This window comes from Mesorhizobium sp. M7A.F.Ca.AU.001.01.1.1 (genome assembly GCF_004022735.1).
In the GTDB taxonomy this organism is placed as follows: domain Bacteria; phylum Pseudomonadota; class Alphaproteobacteria; order Rhizobiales; family Rhizobiaceae; genus Mesorhizobium; species Mesorhizobium ciceri.
The window spans coordinates 1-18,328 of sequence record NZ_RZPF01000003.1 but is presented as its reverse complement, the minus strand read 5'-3'; the positions used below and the strand labels follow the sequence as shown (position 1 = coordinate 18,328).

10 protein-coding genes and 1 pseudogene are annotated in these 18,328 nt (G+C 62.2%); all 11 read left to right on the top strand.

Annotated elements, in window-relative coordinates; genetic code table 11:
• The first annotated feature begins 20 nt into the window (after window positions 1-20).
• Window positions 21-623: a general stress protein gene (locus EN884_RS00495; protein ID WP_063170170.1), complete on the top strand. Its 603-nt coding sequence runs from the start codon at window positions 21-23 to the stop codon at window positions 621-623.
• Window positions 624-1,347: 724 nt separating this feature from the next.
• On the top strand, window positions 1,348-5,724 hold the full coding sequence (locus tag EN884_RS00490; RefSeq protein ID WP_127224103.1) for a VCBS domain-containing protein: 4,377 nt from the start codon (window positions 1,348-1,350) through the stop codon (window positions 5,722-5,724).
• 63 nt (window positions 5,725-5,787) lie between these two features.
• On the top strand, window positions 5,788-7,482 hold the full coding sequence (locus tag EN884_RS00485) for a type I secretion system permease/ATPase (protein ID WP_013533172.1): 1,695 nt from the start codon (window positions 5,788-5,790) through the stop codon (window positions 7,480-7,482).
• Between the two features lie 19 nt (window positions 7,483-7,501).
• A complete protein-coding gene (locus tag EN884_RS00480; protein WP_063167461.1) occupies window positions 7,502-8,839 on the top strand; it encodes an HlyD family type I secretion periplasmic adaptor subunit in 1,338 nt (445 codons plus the stop codon).
• Between the two features lie 197 nt (window positions 8,840-9,036).
• Window positions 9,037-9,281, top strand: a pseudogene (locus tag EN884_RS00475) (helix-turn-helix domain-containing protein); the annotation flags it as partial.
• 298 nt (window positions 9,282-9,579) lie between these two features.
• Complete coding sequence (locus tag EN884_RS00470) at window positions 9,580-10,560, top strand: helix-turn-helix domain-containing protein (RefSeq protein WP_013533169.1); 981 nt, start codon at window positions 9,580-9,582, stop codon at window positions 10,558-10,560.
• A 102-nt stretch (window positions 10,561-10,662) separates the two neighbouring features.
• Window positions 10,663-12,690 (top strand): hydantoinase/oxoprolinase family protein, encoded by a 2,028-nt coding sequence (locus tag EN884_RS00465; RefSeq protein WP_063167462.1) that lies wholly within the window; start codon window positions 10,663-10,665, stop codon window positions 12,688-12,690.
• Between the two features lie 3 nt (window positions 12,691-12,693).
• Window positions 12,694-14,661 (top strand): hydantoinase B/oxoprolinase family protein, encoded by a 1,968-nt coding sequence (locus EN884_RS00460; RefSeq protein WP_063167463.1) that lies wholly within the window; start codon window positions 12,694-12,696, stop codon window positions 14,659-14,661.
• Between the two features lie 161 nt (window positions 14,662-14,822).
• Complete coding sequence (locus EN884_RS00455; RefSeq protein WP_063167464.1) at window positions 14,823-15,680, top strand: FAD binding domain-containing protein; 858 nt, start codon at window positions 14,823-14,825, stop codon at window positions 15,678-15,680.
• Complete coding sequence (locus EN884_RS00450; protein ID WP_063167465.1) at window positions 15,671-16,168, top strand: (2Fe-2S)-binding protein; 498 nt, start codon at window positions 15,671-15,673, stop codon at window positions 16,166-16,168. Before EN884_RS00455 ends, EN884_RS00450 begins: the two co-directional genes overlap by 10 nt.
• On the top strand, window positions 16,161-18,328 hold a 2,168-nt coding region (locus EN884_RS00445), incomplete at its 3' end, for a xanthine dehydrogenase family protein molybdopterin-binding subunit (RefSeq protein WP_128360446.1). The genes EN884_RS00450 and EN884_RS00445, both read left to right, overlap by 8 nt.

The following is an 18,328-nucleotide window of genomic DNA, read 5'->3' as shown; positions in this document are numbered from 1 at the left end:
GCACGGATCAGGAGAAATCAATGAAAACGGTAACTGGACTGTTCGACAACTATGACGACGCGGCCGACGCGGTCCGCGAACTGGAAGCCACGGGCGTCCCGCATGCGAACATCAGCATCGTCGCCAACAACTCGGATGACTGGTACGAGGGCGACCGTTCGGAGGCTGCCGAGGATGCCGGGGCTGGCGCGGGGATTGGAGCCGTGATCGGCGGTGCCGGCGGATTGCTGACAGGGCTGGGGGTCATGGCCATCCCGGGCGTCGGACCTGTGGTCGCGGCGGGTTGGCTCGCCGCCACCGCGACAGGTGTCGTTGCCGGGGCGGTGGCAGGCGGTGCGGTCGGAGGCATTGTCGGCGCTCTGACGGAGTCCGGCGTGCCCGAGAACGATGCCCACGTGTATGCGGAGGGCGTACGCCGCGGCGGCACGTTGGTCACGGCCAGGGTGGACGATGAACTCATTGCAAATGCCGAGGAAATTCTGGGGCAATCCAGATCGGTCGATCTTGCCGAACGCCGCAGGGCTTACGAGGCTGGCGGCTGGACCGGCTTCGATGCCAATGCCGGCGAATATATCCCTGACGAGACCGATCGCGACAGCGCTCGGGCGATCAATCGGCCTTGAACGAGGAGGTGTGGTCGCACGTACCGAACGACGAGGTTTCACGAAGTGCTACGGAGCGTGTGGGACAGATGTTCGAGTTGCCCGGCTTCAAGATCTCCGTGAGCAAGGCATGAAGCTTCCCGGCTGTCCGGCGCGTTAAGTGATCTCAGTTGAATCCCCGACCGTTCAAGCGAACTGGCTGGCTGTCGGGTTGGCGTGCTGCACGAAAAGTACTCAGCGATCAAGGTGCGGTGTTGGTATGGTGGTGCGCTGGCGGGCTCTGGTCACGCTGAGCCGCACGTCTGCCGCCTGGCTCATATCGGGCGTGCGCCTGTTCGATCTCACAACTCGATTCTAGTGACTGTGGCTCCCCTTATGTTCGACTATTAACTGTTCGGCCAAGTTGGGCGTTGACGCTTCCTCTCTATAAGAGTTAATAATCTCCTAATATAAGAAGCATCTAAAGTTCGTGGTCGAAAGCCACGAGTTTGACGATGTAGGTTGGGTAGGGAACGTAGCGTGACGACCAGTCGTCGCGTCCAGCAGCATCGGGTCAATATCCGTCCGTGAATGGCCAGCTTGAGGCGGCTGTTCCAGGCGCGGCGGTGTGCCTGGATGAGGGCGAAAATTCATGCCTGCCTGGATTCGCGCGGTTTTTCTTCGGCTGGAAGCAGCCGGTCGTTCAGTACTGTCGATAAAACAGAAAAACAGATGAGGCGTCTGTTCTTAAAAGGGGGGTTGAAAAATGGCTACTCAGGTCACCGGTGCCGGCGGCACCACGACGTCTTTCTCCAACACGCCGCAGGCGAAGGATGACCTGTTTACCTATGATAGTTTCCAATCCGTCTTCCTGAACGTGATGGCCAACGATCTCGGCGGGAATGCCAAGACCCTCTGGTCAGTCGACAATGGCATCAACAACACAGGCGCAATGAATGGATACACCGCCGCTGATTTGTTGACCCAAGACTTAGCACGCACTGAATCCCCCACCTCCGAGACAAGTTATAACGGCGCGAAGATCTGGATTACGTCCGACGGACTCGTGGGATACGACGCGACTACCTTGTCAGCGGCGTTCAAGGCACAGTTACAGGGCTTGAATGCGGGACAGTACCTGACTGACAGCTTCATCTACTCGGTCCGGCTCGGCAATGGAACGCTCAGCTGGGCAACCGCGACGGTACATTTCGCCGGCACCAACGACGCCGCGGTGATTTCCGGCGTCTCTACGGGCGCGGTCGTCGAGGCTGGCGGTGTCGCCAATGCCATCACCGGGACGCCGACGGTGAGCGGCACGCTGACAGATACCGACGTCGACAACACGCCCAATACGTTCCAGGCGGTCGCGCCCGGAACCGCGGGCGATCATGGGTATGGGACCTACCAGATGACCGCGGGTGGTGTCTGGACCTTCACCCTCAACAACAACAATGCGGCAGTGCAGGGTCTCAACGTCGGCCAGCATCTCACCGAGACGTTTACCGTCCACACACAGGACGGCACGGCCCAAGTAGTAACGGTCACGATCAACGGCACCAATGACGCGGCTGTAATCTCCGGCACCATTGCCGGCACGGTCGTCGAGGCCGGCGGCGCTATCAATGGCACCCCGAGTGTCAGCGGCACGCTGACGGATACCGACGTCGACAATCTGGCGAACACGTTCCAGGCGGTTGGTGCCGGCGGGGCAACTGACCACGGCTACGGCACCTTTGCGATGAACGCGGCGGGCACCTGGACCTATACGCTCGACAACACGAATAGTGCGGTCCAGGAACTCAACGCGGGCGATCATTTGATCGACACATTCACGGTTCGGACTGCGGACGGGACAGCGCAGGTAGTAACGGTCACGATCAATGGAATTACTGATAACGCGACGGTCAACCTGAGCGCCTCGACGGTCGCCGAGGGCGCGGTCGCCAACTACGTGTTCACGGCGACGCTGTCGGACGCCTCGCATGGCGTCACCACGATCACCACCGACAAGGGCGACATCACCATCGCCGATGGCCAGACCACCGGCACGCTGACGATCGCCTCGGGCAATGGCGAGGACGTCTACAACGACGCATCGAGCCTGACCGCCAACATCACCGCCACCGCGGGCGGCAACTTCGAGCACCTGGTGATCGGCACCGGCACGGCGACGGCCAACGTCACCGACACCACCACCGACGCGACGGTGAATCTCAGCACGTCGAACGTTACGGATCACGATACCAACGTCACCTTCACGGCGACGTTGAGCAACGCCTCGCAAGGCGTCACCACGGTCCACACCGACCATGGCGACATCACCATCGCTAACGGCCAGACCGTTGGCACACTGGTGATCGCAACCCCCAACGCATCAAGCCTGTCCGCGACCATCACCGGCACCTTGGGCGGCAACTTTGAACACCTGGTGGTCGGCACCGGCACGGCGACGGCGCAGATCATCGACGCAACTGCGCCGACCGTGACGATTACCGACGACGAGCCGGCGGCGACGGCCAACATTGCCGGTGGCAATGTCCTCTACACCTTCACCTTCAGCGAGCCTGTCACCGGATTTGTTACATCAGATATCGTTGTGGGAGGCGGTACCAAGGGTACGTTCACCGCGGTGAGCAGCACGGTTTACACCTTGGATGTGATCCCAACCGCGAATACGCAGGCCGGTATCATCACCGTAGATGTGGCGGCAGGCGCGGCCAACGATGCAGCCAGCAACGGCAACACGGTGGCGATCCAGGCGACGCAAGCTTACGACACCAAGGCGCCGACGGTTATCATCACCGACGACGAGCCGGCGGCGACGGCCAACATTGCCGGTGGCAGTGTCCTCTACACCTTCACCACCAGCGAGAGCGTTGGCAGCACGCTGACCATTGCGGACGTGACGGTAACGGGCGGCACGGTCGGTGCGCTGACGCAAGTCGGCACCAGCAACGTATATAACCTGACCGTGACCCCGACGGCCAACGTCGATGCCGGCACGATCAGTGTAACAGTGAACCAGGTTGGCATCACCGATACGGCGGGCAATTCGGGGACCGGCACTGTCAATGCCACCCAGGCCTACGATACCAAGGCGCCGACCGTTTCGGTCGACATCATCGCCCCAGACCTGCCGGCAGGCGGGACATCACAGGTAAAGTTTGTCTTCAGCGAAGTCCCTACCGGTTTCACGGCGGCCGACATCATTGTGACGTCAGGCAGCGGCTCGATCACCAGCGGGCCGACCATAGACGCCACAGATCCAACCGGCAAAACCTATGTCGCAACGTTCACCGCATCTTCGACTTTTGTCGGAAACGCGACCGTTTCAGTGAGCTCGGGAAGCTATACGGATGCAGCTCTGAACACAGGCTCCGGAGGCAACGACACGGTATTCGAGGGCTTTACCTTTGACGCAGCGACGAAGGAAAACGGGCAAAGCGGCAATTTCACTCTTTCCGGGCACTATAATACCGGTGTGACGATACGCGCGTACTGGGACGTCGACAATCCGACCCACGCAGTTGCCGTGACGCTGAATGGCGATGGCACCTGGAGCGGGGCTAAGACCAACCTGGGCAACAACACCGGAGCCCACACCTTCTTTGTGGTCGCTACGACAGGCAGCAGTACCATTGTCCAATCCATCGGTGTCACAGCGCCCGCCGGCATTGCCGGAGAGGCTGTGAACTTGGGACTTACCGATCCAGCCGGCCACGATGGCGCGATTACGCTCACGATTAGTGACGTCCCCGACGGATGGACGATCGATGGGGGCACCCGCAACGCGGACGGCTCTTGGACCGCAACAACCACGAATGTTTCCGCCCTGACCGTCACGACGCCGGTCACCTATACCGGTGCACACGTGCTCAACGTGACCGGGACCTGGAGTAACGAGGACGGGACCACCGGGACCATGACCATCGCGGACAACGTGGAAATCTATGCCAAGGGTTCGCCCATCTTTGCTTTGTCTGGAAACGACTACCTGACCGGGTCCAGCGGCAACGACCTCTTCGTCTTCTCGCAGCCGATCGGTGCCGACACGGTGCACAATTTCGACGCCGCGGCCGACCAGATCGACCTTATCGGCTACAACGGACTGGCGGACTTTGCCGACCTGCAGACCCATATCGCCGACGATGCCCACGGCAACGCGGTGATCACGCTGGGCGATGGGCAGTCGATCACGCTGGATGGCGTGCACTCGGGCGCGCTGACGGCAGGCAATTTCGTCTTCGACCAGACGCCGGTGGTCAACAATGCCGGCACCATGACGATCGGCGACGGCGCCTTGCTGCCGCTGAGCGGCATGATCAACAATAGCGGCCTCATCTCGCTGGACTCGACCGGCGGTGAAACGCTGCTGCAAATCATCCAGCATGGCGTGACCCTGCAGGGCGGCGGGCAGATACTGTTGTCCGACAGCGCCGCCAACGTGATCTCCGGCACGGGGCCGGACGTCACTCTGGTCAATGTCGACAACACGATATCGGGCGCCGGCCAGTTGGGCGGCGGGATGCTGAGCCTCGACAACCAGGGCACCATTATCGCCTCCGGCGCGAATGCGCTGGTCATCGATACGGGGGGCAGCGTCGTCACCAACTCCGGAACATTGGAGGCGACCGGTTCAGGTGGACTGACGATCACCGGCGGGCTGGCGAATTCCGGCATGCTGTTGGCCAATGGCGGCGACATAGTCATCCATGGCCAGGTCACCGGCGACGGCGATGCCACGATCGGCAACCTGTCGAAGCTTGAGTTCGGCAGCGCCTCGTCGACGGATGTCACCTTCGCGCACGATGCGGCCGGCACGCTGCAGCTCGACGATTCCTTCGATTTCAGCGGGCGGATCGGCGGCATCACCAATGACGACAGGCTTGAGCTCGAGGACATCCTGTTCGGCGCGGGAACGACGGCCGTCTACCAGGCAAACCAGGATGGCAGCGGCGGAACGCTGACCGTTTCGGACGGCACCCACGGTACCGCGCTGCATCTGGTCGGCAGCTACGATGCGAACGGCTTCAAGCTTGCCGATGACGGCCAAGGCCATACCGCCGTTTCGTACAATCCGGCGGAATTCACGCTGACGGGCGTTGGCAATGGAGCAATTTCAAGCGACTTCGTGGTGTGAACCAAAAGGCCGCCGCCAGCGGCGGCCCACCTGGCCTGATGCGTATCGAGTGGGGTTCTGGACGTGGATAGCAAATCTCGAATTGTGAAGGATGCGCTTCGGGCCTGCCGCCGCTATTTCCTGGTAGCGGCGGCGTTCAGCCTGGCCATCAATCTGCTCTATCTCGCGTCCCCACTCTACATGCTGCAGATCTACGACAGGGTCGTTACCAGCGGCAGCGAAACCACGCTGGTGATGCTGACCCTGGTGTTGCTGGCGGCCTTTCTTTCGCTGGCCGGCCTCGACCTGGTGCGCGCCTCCATCCTGACGCGTGCCAGTGCGCGGCTCGACCGGCTGCTGTCGGCAAAAGTCCTGGCCGCGTCGGTCGAGACCCCATCGCCCGGCTCGTCGCCGAGCCAGCCCATCCGAGACTTCGACACGTTCAGGCAGGTCATCACCGGCAGCGGCATCCACGCTTTGTTCGACCTGCCATGGTCGCCCATCTACATCGGCATCATCTTCCTGCTGCATCCCTGGCTCGGCTTCTTCGCGCTGGGCTGCTCGCTGCTTCTGGTCGCCATGGCGGTGCTAAACGAATATATCGTGCGTTCGCCGCTGAAGCAGGCCAACGACCTGGCGACGACCAACTATAATTTCACCGAGATGAGCCTCAGAAACGCCGAAGTCGTTCGCGCCATGGGGATGATCGACGGCCTCATCCGCCGCTGGGGACGCGACCGCAATTTGGCGCTGCGGCGCCAGGCGGAGGCAAGCGATCGCGCCGCACTGATGTCGGGTCTGATCCGTTTCCTGCGGCTCACCATGCAGTCGCTGATCCTCGGCCTCGGCGCCTATCTGGTGATCGAACGGCAGATCACCGGCGGCACCATGTTCGCCGCGAGCCTCTTGCTGGGCCGGGGGCTACAGCCGGTCGAGCAGATCGTCGGCCTTTGGCGCAGCCTGATCCTGGGGCGGGCGGCGTTGGCAAGGGTCGAGAAGCTGGTCGACGGGGGCGCGCAGAGCGAAAGATCGTTCAACCTGCCCAAGCCCACCGGCAAGATTTCGGTTGAGCAGGTCAGCTTTGCAATTGCAAGCCAGCAGAAAGTGCTTCTGCGGGACGTATCGTTCCGGCTGGAAGCAGGCGAGACGCTGGGAATCGTCGGCCCTTCCGGCGCCGGCAAGTCGACGCTGGCGCGTCATCTCGCGGGCGTCATGCAACCCAGCCGTGGTACCGTCAGGCTGGACGGCGCCGACCTGTCGCAATGGGGACACGACGCGCTCGGCGACCACATCGGCTATCTGCCGCAGGATATCGAACTCTTCTCCGATACCGTCGCCGCCAACATCGGCCGCTTCAAGACCAATGTCGACCAGGAGGTCATCGAGGCCGCGCGGCTCGCCGGCGTGCATGAGATGATCATCCGCCTGCCGCAAGGCTATGAGACGCAGATCGGCGAAGGCGGCGCAGTGCTGTCAGGAGGATATCGCCAACGGATTGCTCTTGCCCGCGCAGTGTTCGGAACTCCGAACCTGATCATTCTCGACGAGCCCAGCTCCAATCTCGATGCCGATGGCGACCGCGCGCTGAGCGACTGCGCGATCGAACTCAAGCGCCGCGGCAGTACGGTGATCATCGTCTCTCACCGGCCCTCGACCCTGGCGAATGTCGACAAGATCCTCCTGTTGCGCGATGGCGCCGTCGAGGCCTTTGGCATGAGAAACGAGATCGTGGCGCTCCTCAACCAGCGCGCGGCGCCAATGGCGGTGGCAACGCAATGAGCCGTGTTTGGAGAGAGCGATGAGCGACGGCGCGCTTACCTACCGGAGCCTGCCTGGCGACGCCGGTATTCTGGCCCCGGATTCGATCCGGGTGCCGGCCTATATAGGTCTGCTGATCATCGTTGCTTTCTTTGGCATCTTTGGCGGCTGGGCGGCCTTTGCCCCGCTGAACGGCGCCGTGCTTGCCGACGCCATCGTCAAGGTGGATGGCAATCGCAAAAGCGTACAGCACTTCGACGGCGGTACGGTGAAGGAGATCCGCGTCAAGGATGGCGACGTCGTCAGGAAGGGCGACATAATGCTGAAGCTGGACGACACCAGGATTCGGTCCGAGTTCAATCTTTATGCCCAGCAATATGCGCTGTTGCGCGCAACCGATGCCAGGATCCGAGCCGAACTGGACGGCAGCGAGGTTGTTGCCTTTCCCAAGGACATTCTCAAAGAGCACGAAGACTACCTTAGGGATGCAATGGCAAACCAGATCGCCGATCTGGAAAGCCAACGCGCCTCGATGGCCGGCGCCAGGCAGATCCTCGAGCGGCGCATTGCCGAACTCGAGGAGCAGATCCAGGGCAAGCAGTCTCGGGTCGAATCTTACCATGCCCAGTTGCAATCGACGATCAACGAGAAGGCCAGCCTGTCGAAGCTGCTCAAGGCCGGATTGACGACCCGCCCACGCATCCTGGAGCTGGAAAGATCCGCCTCGGATCTGCAGGGCCTGATCGATGAGAACCTCGGCGCGATCGGCGGCAGCCAACAGAGCAAAGCCGAACTCGAAAGCCAGATCGCACAATTGACAAATGAGCGCCGAGCCAAGCTGTCGGCCATGCTGATCGATACGCAATCGAGCCTTTCCGACCTCGTGCCCAAGATGTTTGCCGCCCAGGCTGCCATGGACCGAGCCGAGGTGCGCGCGCCGTATGACGGCCAGGTGATGGATCTCAGCGTCTTCTCGATAGGCGCGATCGTTTCGCCGGGCCAGACCATCCTCGATATCGTGCCGACCGAAAATTCGCTGATCGTCCAGGCCCAGATTCGCGTCGAGGACATATCGAACCTGCGACCCGATATGGCTGCCGAAGTTCGTTTCACATCCTACAAGCAGCGCTCAATACCCATAATTCATGGCCGCGTCTCCCGCATTTCGGCGGATCGCATTACCGACAGCAAGACCGGGTTTCCCTACTATCTTGCCGACGTAGCGGTCGATCCGGTGGAATTGGCAGCAGCCCCACAGATTGCGCTTTATCCGGGCATGCCAGCGTCAGTCATGATCGTCACCGAGGAACGCACCGCGCTCGACTACATTCTGGGCCCGCTGGTTGTGTCGTTCCACTCCGCCTTTCGCCAGAAATGACGGATTAGCCAAGCGACTTCGCTTTTGAGGTGATTCTGACGCAGAGCAGTCGGAGACAAGCCGACAACCAGTCGCTCATGGTCTGCATGTTCCCTGCCGACAGCCCCTCTGTTTCTTTGGTGCTGGATCTGATGATCCTAGATGTTTGATCCCGGGCTTTATGGAGCATCCTTGTCTCCCGAATGAAAGGATGCGCTATGGGCCAAGTTCTGCATGGGAGCGCCAAAACGACAGAGGCGGTCCGTCGAGCGATACAGCATAGTCAAGAGAACCTGAGGGGCTGGCCAAGCGCTACGGGATCAACCGGAAGACGGTTGCGAAGTGGAAGAGGCGAGCTTCGGTCGCCGATCTATCGACTGGTCCGAAGGAACCGAGATCGAGGGTGCTCTCGATTGAGGACGAGGCGGACATTGTCGCTTTCCGCCGCTACACGCTGCTGCCACTCTTCCGTACGCACGGAACTGCAGGACATCATTTCCGCCCACATCTGGAAGCCGACAACTTTTCCTGAATGAGTGTGCGAAAAGAATGCATGGTTCCAAGTCGGCTGGCGGTTTGCGCGCCAAGGCTGGTTTGATCAGCTGCACACTGATCGTGACGACAACTGCAACCGTCGCGAGCTCCGGTCCTGGGCCAACCGACCACATAAGTTTATTCGTTTTTGACCAATACGCGCCGGTGAATTCCTGTAATCTTCGGAACAACACCGGGACAACCGGGTCAACCAGAAAGGTCGGGGAATGAAATACGTCGTCGATACGATCGGCGGTCCCGCAGGCGGTGATGCCTGGCAAGCCGCTGTTACCGAAGCCTATTTTCCGCTCGACACCGAGTATCGGAACCGTCGCGAATTTTCAGGCACGCTGGAAACCTTCTCGCTTGGGCTCGTCAGCGTGTCTAAAATGCGCTGCGATGCCGTAAGCTATCGTCGCCACCGCCGCCACTTCCTCAACGAGCGTGACGCCAGCCTGCTCATCACGATCCCGGAGATGTCGGAGGTGAATTTCTCGCAAGGGTCGAGAACCGTCAATTGCAGGCCGGGGGGCTTTCTCGTCGAGCGGGGAGATGCGCCTTACGAATTCTGGCACGGCAAGCCAAACGCGCTGTGGGTCCTCAAGGTACCATCATCGAGCGTTCGGGCACGGATCGGATCCGCCGAACGGCTCAGTGCGCTCAGTTTCGACGCGACCCAAGGCATCGCCGCGCTCTTCCTCGACACGGTGCGAACCACGATCGGTCATCTCGATGAGATCACTGAAGTCGCTCGTGAGATGATGGGCAGGCACATCCTGGAAATGCTGTGCCTGTCGATCGTGAGCGACGATCGCGTGCTGGACAGCAGCATCTCGTCGATCCGGGCCGGCCATTTGCATCGTGCCGAGCAGTATATTCGCGACAATCTGAAGAATTCCGACCTCGGCCCGCAGGCGGTGGCTGATGCCTGCGGCATCTCCCTGCGTTACCTGCAGGTCCTTTTTCAGGACAGCAACCAGTCGATCAACGGCTTCATCCGCGACGCCCGGCTTGAACTTTGCGCCGAGGAGCTGATGTCGGTGACCAACATCAGCAGCGTAGCCGAGATCGCTTACCGCTGGGGCTTCGCCGACCAGTCCCAGTTCTGCAAGCACTACCGGACGCGGTTCGGCTGCGCACCGACGGATACCCGTCGCGAAGCAGCGAACCGGGCGGGCGGCTCTTCGGCCTCGCGAGAGCGCCACTAGTCCCGACGAAATCCGGGCCAATTCCACCATTCATGCAACGTCTCCCCGGCAAGGGGCGACGAAGGCGGGGCTTTGCCCGCAAGACCTTGCGAAGGAACTGTCATGAGCCGAATCAGAGTTGCCGTCGATGTCGGAGGGACTTTCACCGACATCTGCATCATGGACGAAGACAGCGGAGCGATCCGCATCGAAAAAACCGCCTCCACGCCTGACGATCCCATGCAGGCCATCATGAATGGCGTGGAGCAGGGGCGCATCGATCTTTCGGAGGTAACGATGTTCTCTCATGGTACGACGGTCGCCACCAATGCGCTGATCACCCGCCGTCTGCCGCGCACCGCAATGGTCTGCAGCGAGGGTTTTCGTGACGTTGTAGAGATCCGTCGCGCCAACAAGGAAGATCTCTGGGACACCTACAAAGATGTCGCCAAGCCCTATATCCCGCGCCGCGACCGGCTGACCGTCCGGGAACGGGTCAGTGCCGAGGGCACGATCCTGGAAGCGTTGGACGAAGAGGCCGCGCGCCGTGTCGCGGAGATTCTCAAGAAACGGCAGGTCAAGTCCATCGCCGTCTGCTTCATGAACTCCTATGTGAACGGCGCCAACGAGCGCCGCATGCGTGAGATCCTGAAGGAGGCAATGCCGGATCTGCCGGTCTCGATCTCCTCGGAGGTGATGCCGGAAATCTTCGAGCACGAACGTTTTTCCACCACCATGGCGAACGCCGTCTGCGCCCCGGTCGTCGTCGACTACGTGTCGCGTCTCGGAGAAAAGCTTGCCGACGCCGGATACAAGCGAGATCTCCTGTTGCTGCACAGCGGTGGCGGGGTCATGACGCCCGCGAGCGTCAAGGATTTCTCAGCCCGGCTCGCGGGATCCGGCATCGCCGCCGGCGCCATCGCAAGCCGCTTCATCGGAAATCTCTGTGGCTACCCGAACTCGATCGGCTTCGACATGGGCGGCACCAGCACCGACGTCTCGCTGGCCTGGAACGGGGAGTCGCGCATCACAAAGGACTGGTACATCGAATTCGGATATCCGATCCGCTTCCCCTCCATCGAGGTATTGACCATCGGTGCGGGCGGCGGGTCGTTGGCATGGCAGGACGAGGGCGGCAGCTTGCGCAACGGGCCGCAGTCCGCTGGCGCCTTTCCAGGTCCGGCCTGCTACAAGAATGGCAACCTCATTGCCACCAACACCGATGCCAATGTGGTGCTCGGCCGTCTCGGCACCAGCCTTGCGGGCGGCAAGATCACGCTCGACCCCGCTCTGGCCGCCGAGGCGGTTCAGGAGACGGTAGCGGAACCCTTCGGCATGGAACTCCACCAGGCGGCCGAGGCGATCATCGCCGTCGCCAACGCCAATATGGGCAATGCCGTCCGGCTTCTCTCCATCAGCCGAGGCTACGACCCGCGCGACTTTGCGCTGGTCGCATTCGGCGGTGCTGGCGCTTTGCACGGAGCGGCGGTGGCCAAGGAGCTTTCGATTCCAACCGTGATCGTACCGCCCAATCCCGGCGTTACCTCCGCGCTCGGTTGCCTTCTCGTCGACGTGCAGCACGATTTCTCCGAAAGCTTCATGGCCGATGCTTCGACTGTCTCGCCCGCCGAGATGCAGGCAGCCTTTGTTCTGATGGAAAAACAGGCGGTTGAGCGTCTGGGCCATGAGGGCGTGGCGCAGGAAGACATGGCGCTGCAGCGCACGGTCGAGATGATGTACCAGGGCCAATGGCGCTCGCTCGCGGTGTCAGCCCCGGCGCGGATCGAGAGCATCTGCCCGCTGATCGAGGCATTCCACAACGAACACGAACGCGAGTTCAACTACCGCCGCGAAGAGGCGCCGGTGTCGATCTTCCGCATCGCGGTCAAGGCGATCGGCATCGTCCCGAAAGCCGAGATACCGCGACACGAAGTCTTGCCTCATGTGCCCGAGCCGCTCGGCCGCCGCGGCGTCTGGTTCGACGGCGTATCTCATGATGCGGCTGTCTATGAACGCGACCAACTCAGCGCCGGCGCTGCCTTTGCGGGACCCGCCATCGTCGAACAGTTCGATTCCACCACCGTGGTTCCGCCGGGAATGAGCGCGACCGTCGATGGCTTCCTGAACATTCTCATCGTGACGAAAGGCTGAGACATGACAAAGCTGATTGAAACGGGCCCTGGCCTCGATCCGGTAACGTTCGAGGTGCTGAAGAACTCCTTCATCACCACCGTCGACCAGATGGCCGAACAGATGCTTCGCACCTGCTATTCCTTCGTCATCTACAACCGAGACTTTTCGAACGCCCTGCACGACGCCGATGGCAACTCCGTCGCCCAGGGCAACTACGACATCGCGGTCCATGTCGGCACACTGCACAACACGTGTAAGGAAGTGATCCGGGTCTTCGAAGGCGATATGGCACCCGGCGATGTCTACGCAATCAACGATCCTTATGCCGGCGGTACGCATTTCAGCGACGTTCGGCTCGTCCGGCCGATCTTCGATGAAGACAAACTGATCGGCTTCTCCCAGTCGAACGGACACTGGTCGGATCTCGGCGGCTCGGTGCCGGGCTCCTTCGACGTCACCGCCCGCGACATGTTCCGCGAAGGGCTGCGGATAACGCCGCTGCGCCTTTTCCAGCGCGGCCGCTTCTGCTCCGATGTTGCCAACATGATCGCGGCCAACACGCGCGATCCCGCATCGATCATTGGCGACATCCATTCCCAGGCGCAAGCGACGCAGGCGGCCGAGCGCGAACTGCTGCGGCTGGTCAAGAAGTACGGGCGCGGCCAGGTCATGCGCGGTATGGAGGAGGTTCAGGACTACGTCGAACGTGCCGTGCGAAAGCGTCTGGCGGAGCTGCCCGACGGCACCTGGGAGACGGTCGACTACATCGACCGGGATCTCGGTGCCGGCGAGGGCATGATCCCGATCCGCATCAAGATGACGATCAAGGGCGACACGATCCACTACGATTTTACGGGAAGCCACTCGACCATTGCCTCGATGTATAATTCCGCACCGGGCGCGACCTTCTCGGCCGTGGTCGCCGGCATGAAAACCTTCTTTCCGGACCTCCCGCTCAACAGCGGGTTTTACCGGATGATCGAGGTGACCGCGCCGAAGAACAGCATCGTCAGCGCGGAATGGCCGGTGGCGGTGACCGGGTTCCTGATGCCGTTTGAAAAGATCATGAACGCGATCTTCGAGATGTGGTCGAAGATCATGCCCGAACGCGCTATCGCCTGCGCCTTCAACCTCGAATATCTGCTGGCCGGGGGACGGGATGCGCGCAAACCCGAAAAGCCGATCTTCATGTTCTACGAATGGCTGCCTGGCGGCTGGGGCGGGCGCAACGGCAAGGATGGTGCCGATGTCACCACCGCCTGCTTCGGAACCGGGCTGATGTCGCAGCCGAACGAAGGCAACGAGCGGGTCAATCCCACTCGGACGCTCGAGTTCCAGATCAAGCAGGATTCAGCCGGGCCCGGCAAGTGGCGGGGCGGCGTCGGCGTGCAGAAGACCTCATTGCTGCTTGAGGCTGAAAATGCCGTCATGTCCTATATTTGCGACCGCGAGCGTGCTGTCGTCTGGGGTGTCGAAGGAGGCCTGCCGTCGATGCCCCACGGCTTGACCATGAAGCGCGCCGGAGAAGAGACCGAGATCTGGCTCGGCTCCGTATTCTCCGATTACTCCGTCCACACAGGCGACCAGTTCGCTCGTCCGACGGCCGGCGGCGGTGGTTTCGGCGATCCACTGCAGCGCGAGCCCCGCAAGGTGATGGAGGACGTGATCGACGACTACGTTTCCCTGGAGCGTGCCAGGACTGACTACGGTGTGGTGATCCGCGAAATCGACCGCGACCTGTGCCAGTACGAAATCGACGAGACGGCGACCGAAGCCTGCCGTACCGACATCCGGGCGAAACGGAAGGGCTGGGCACGCATGGATCCCGAGGAGGTCGCGCGCAAATACCGCTCCGGCGAGATCGATACGCTCGATGCGGTTCGGCACTATGCCGTGATCCTCGACTGGGAGACCGGCGAACTACTTCCCAAAACCACCGCCCAGTTCCGGGAGAGTTTTGAGAAACGGACCGTCACCCACTGGGTCTGAGCGCCAGCGAGCGCGCCGCAATCTTGCGGGCGCTCGCGGGATGCCAGAGTTATCTGTTTTTTCGATACCATATTCAAAGAATTACTATTTCACAGGAACCTAAAGCTGGAGCAACAATGTCGCAGCGCCGCGAAGGTTGGCTGCTCCGAGGGGTATGACAGATGGCACCAGGCGTGGGACGATCGTTCACCGCGGCCAGCACACTTGAAGAGGCAATGGCAGCACGCCGGCAGGGCGCGGTGGTGCTTGCAGGCGGCACCTGGATGATGCGTGATCCCCAACGCGGGGTCGACCTTCCCGACGCGGTGGTCGCACTCGACCGAATACCGGCCTTGTCCAAGGTCGAAATCGACTCGGACCATGTCGTGATCGGCGCAGCTGTTACCCACGCAGTCCTTGGCCGCGCATTGCATGGGGCAGCGGGCTTCGAAGGTCTGGTTGACGCGGCGGAGAACGCGGCCAATCCCGGTATCCGAAGGGTCGCCACCGTGGGCGGTAACCTTTGTGCCCTCGACTTTGCCGCCGCCGATCTCGCCCCTGCGCTTCTCGTCTGTGAGGCGACGGTGGAGCTGGAGACGTTCGAAGGCCCAAAACTCATCGGTATTTCGGATTTCCTCAAAGACAGGCATGCGCTGCTGGCAGAGGCGATTGTGACGAGAATTCATCTGCGCCGCGACCTTGTCGCAAGCGCGCATATCCGCCTGCCGCTTCGGAAGGCTGGCGACTATCCGGTCGCCGTCGTCTCGCTTGCGGTGGACAAGGACAAACGATGTCGCATCGCCGTCGGCTCGGTGGAGCCGGTAGCGCGGCGCTGGACGGCGCTCGAACAGGCGATGAGGGCAAGCCAGGCCTCCGCGCTCGATCCGGAGCGCGCTGCCGGGCTTGCACTAGAGCACAATGATTTTCAGGGCCGCGACGGCAGGGAAGCGGAGGGTTGGTACCGGCGCCAGGTTCTTCCGCCGCTGGTCAAGCGCGGTGTTGCCGCACTTCTCAAGACCGAGGGCCTGGCATGGTTGTGACATTCCAGCTGAATGGCGAGGACTGCAGCTTTCACGGCGATCCGATGACGCCGCTCGTCGACATCTTGCGGCGGGAACGATTCCTGACGGGGACCAAAGCCGTGTGCCGCGAAGGCTTCTGCGGCGCCTGCACGGTGCATGTCGACGACGAAGCGGTGCCGTCCTGCCTGAAGCCGATTGGCCTGGTCCAGGGGTGCGCGGTCACGACCATCGAGGGATTGAGCTCCGGAAACCAGGCGCTGCATCCGCTCCAGGCCAATCTAGAGGCCGCCGATGCCGTGCAATGCGGCATGTGTTTTCCAGGAATGGTTATGAGCCTTTCGGCGTTCGTGCGTGACAATCCGCATGCGAGCCGTCCCGACATCAAGGCCGCGATGGTCGGCAACATCTGCCGCTGCACCGGATATGAGCGGATCGTCGACACCGTGGCCGACTGCCTTGACCAAGCGCGGAAGGCTGGCCAGTCGGTGGGAGGCCTCCATGTCTGAGCTGTCCGCCACCGTGATGAATCTTCCCCGCCGCGATGCGCAGGACAAGCTGCGCGGGCGGACGAAATACACCAACGACCGGGTTCGCCCCGACATGTTGCATGCCGTGCTGCTGCGGTCGACCGTTTCCGCGGGGCGTATCCGCAAGCTCGACCTTTCGGCGGCACTTCGCTGTCCTGGCGTGCGCGCGGTGGCGACCGGCGCCGACGCGCCAGGCCTCTACGGCATCGGCATTGCCGACCATCCGCTCCTGGCCATCGACACCATCCGCTATCACGGCGAGCCGATCGCCGTCGTTGCCGCCGAAACGGAGAAGCAGGCGCGGGCGGCGCTTGCCGCCATCATGCTTGAGGTCGAGCCGCTGGTACCGGTGTCCACCATGGCCGAGGCACTCCAGCCCGCCGCCCGTCTCGTCCACGAGGGCTGGCGCGGCTATGAGGTGATCACCGAGGGCGGCGCACGTGCCGGCAACATCGCATGGGAGGCAAAATCCAGCCGCGGCGACGTCGATGCGGCCTTCGCCCGTCCCGACATACGCATTGTCGAGAGCAGCTTCACCGTCGGCCGGCAGAGCCATGTGCCTTTCGAACCGCGCGTTGCCATCGGCTCCTGGGAGGACGGCCGTGCTCACATCCAGACCTCGACGCAGGTGCCTTGGACAGTTCGCAACGTCACCGGAAGGGTCATGCAGCTTGCGCCCGGGCGTGTGCGGGTCACCGTGCCGCCTGTCGGAGGCGGGTTCGGCCTGAAATTCGATGCGTCCATCGAGCCGATCACGGCACTTCTGGCGCGGATGACCGGGCGCACGGTGGTCCTGGAAAACACCCGGCAGGAAGAGATGGCAACCTGCCTCTGCCGCGAGAATGCGGAAATCCGCATTCGCTCCGCTGTCACCGCCGAAGGATACATCGCCGGACGCGAGGCGGTCGTGCTGATGGACTGCGGCGCGTATGGCGGCGAACAGGTTTTCCTGACAACGATGACGGCGCACACGCTGGGCGGCAATTACAGGGTTGGCGCAACGCGGCTCGTCAGCCGCGCCGTATACACCAACACACCACCCAACGGCGCTTTCCGAGCTTGCAACGGCGTCTACAACACCTTCGCGTTGGAGCGACACACCGACGAAATCTGCGATGCGCTAGGCTTCGACCCAATGGAGTTCCGGAAGAAAAATGTCCTGGGAGATGGCGATCTCGGTGCCACGGGGCAGGTTTTCGAGGCCGACGTGCTGGGTCCGATGCTCGATCGCATGGAGACACTGCGCGCCAGCACCGGTACATCAGAGGCCGAGGCCGACGGCAGGCTCTATGGAATTGCGACCACGGTCGGCACATGGTTCGTTTTCGTCGGGCCTTCGGCGGCGACGGTGAATTTGAACGCCGACGGCAGCGCAACGCTGGTCACCTCGGGTGTGGAGATCGGATCCGGCACGATGGTGCAATCCCTGCCGCAGATCGTGGCTGGGCAGCTCGGGCTTGCTCCCGACCAGGTGATCGTGCGCGAAGCCGATACGGATGCCGCCGGTCTCGATGTCGGCGTTGGCGGTGGGCGCACCACCGTGTCCATTGGTGCCGCGAGCATCGCCGCCTGCGCGGAAGTGCGGGAGAAGCTGCTTCGGACCGCCGGCGAGATGCTCCAGACCCGACCGGAAGACCTGGTGCTGCGGGACGGTCGTGTCGAGATCACGGGACGTCCCGGTTCCGGCATGTCGATCCCCGCTGTCGTCGCCCATGCACAGGCAACCACTGGCCCGATCACCGGAAGCGGGGCCTTTGCCGCCAGGAACACTCCGGCAATGTCCGGCTGCGCGATGGGGCATTTCATCGATGCGCTCGACATTCCCGTCTTCGTCGTTCACGAGGCCGAGGTGGCGGTTGATCCGGACACCGGCCATGTCGAGGTGCTGGCCTATCGCGTAGTTCAAGATGTCGGCCGCGCGCTCAACCCGCGCGCCATCCTGGGCCAGATACAGGGCGGCGTGGTACAGGGGCTCGGCTATGCGTTGCACGAGGAGGTGACGCTCACCGCCGACGGATGCATCGCGCAGGACGATTTCGAGACTTATCGCCTGCCGCTGGCGCAGGATGTGGTTCCGGTCGCCGCCGACCTTTACGAGGGCGCGCCGTCGATGGGGCCTCTAGGCACCAAGGGTGCGGG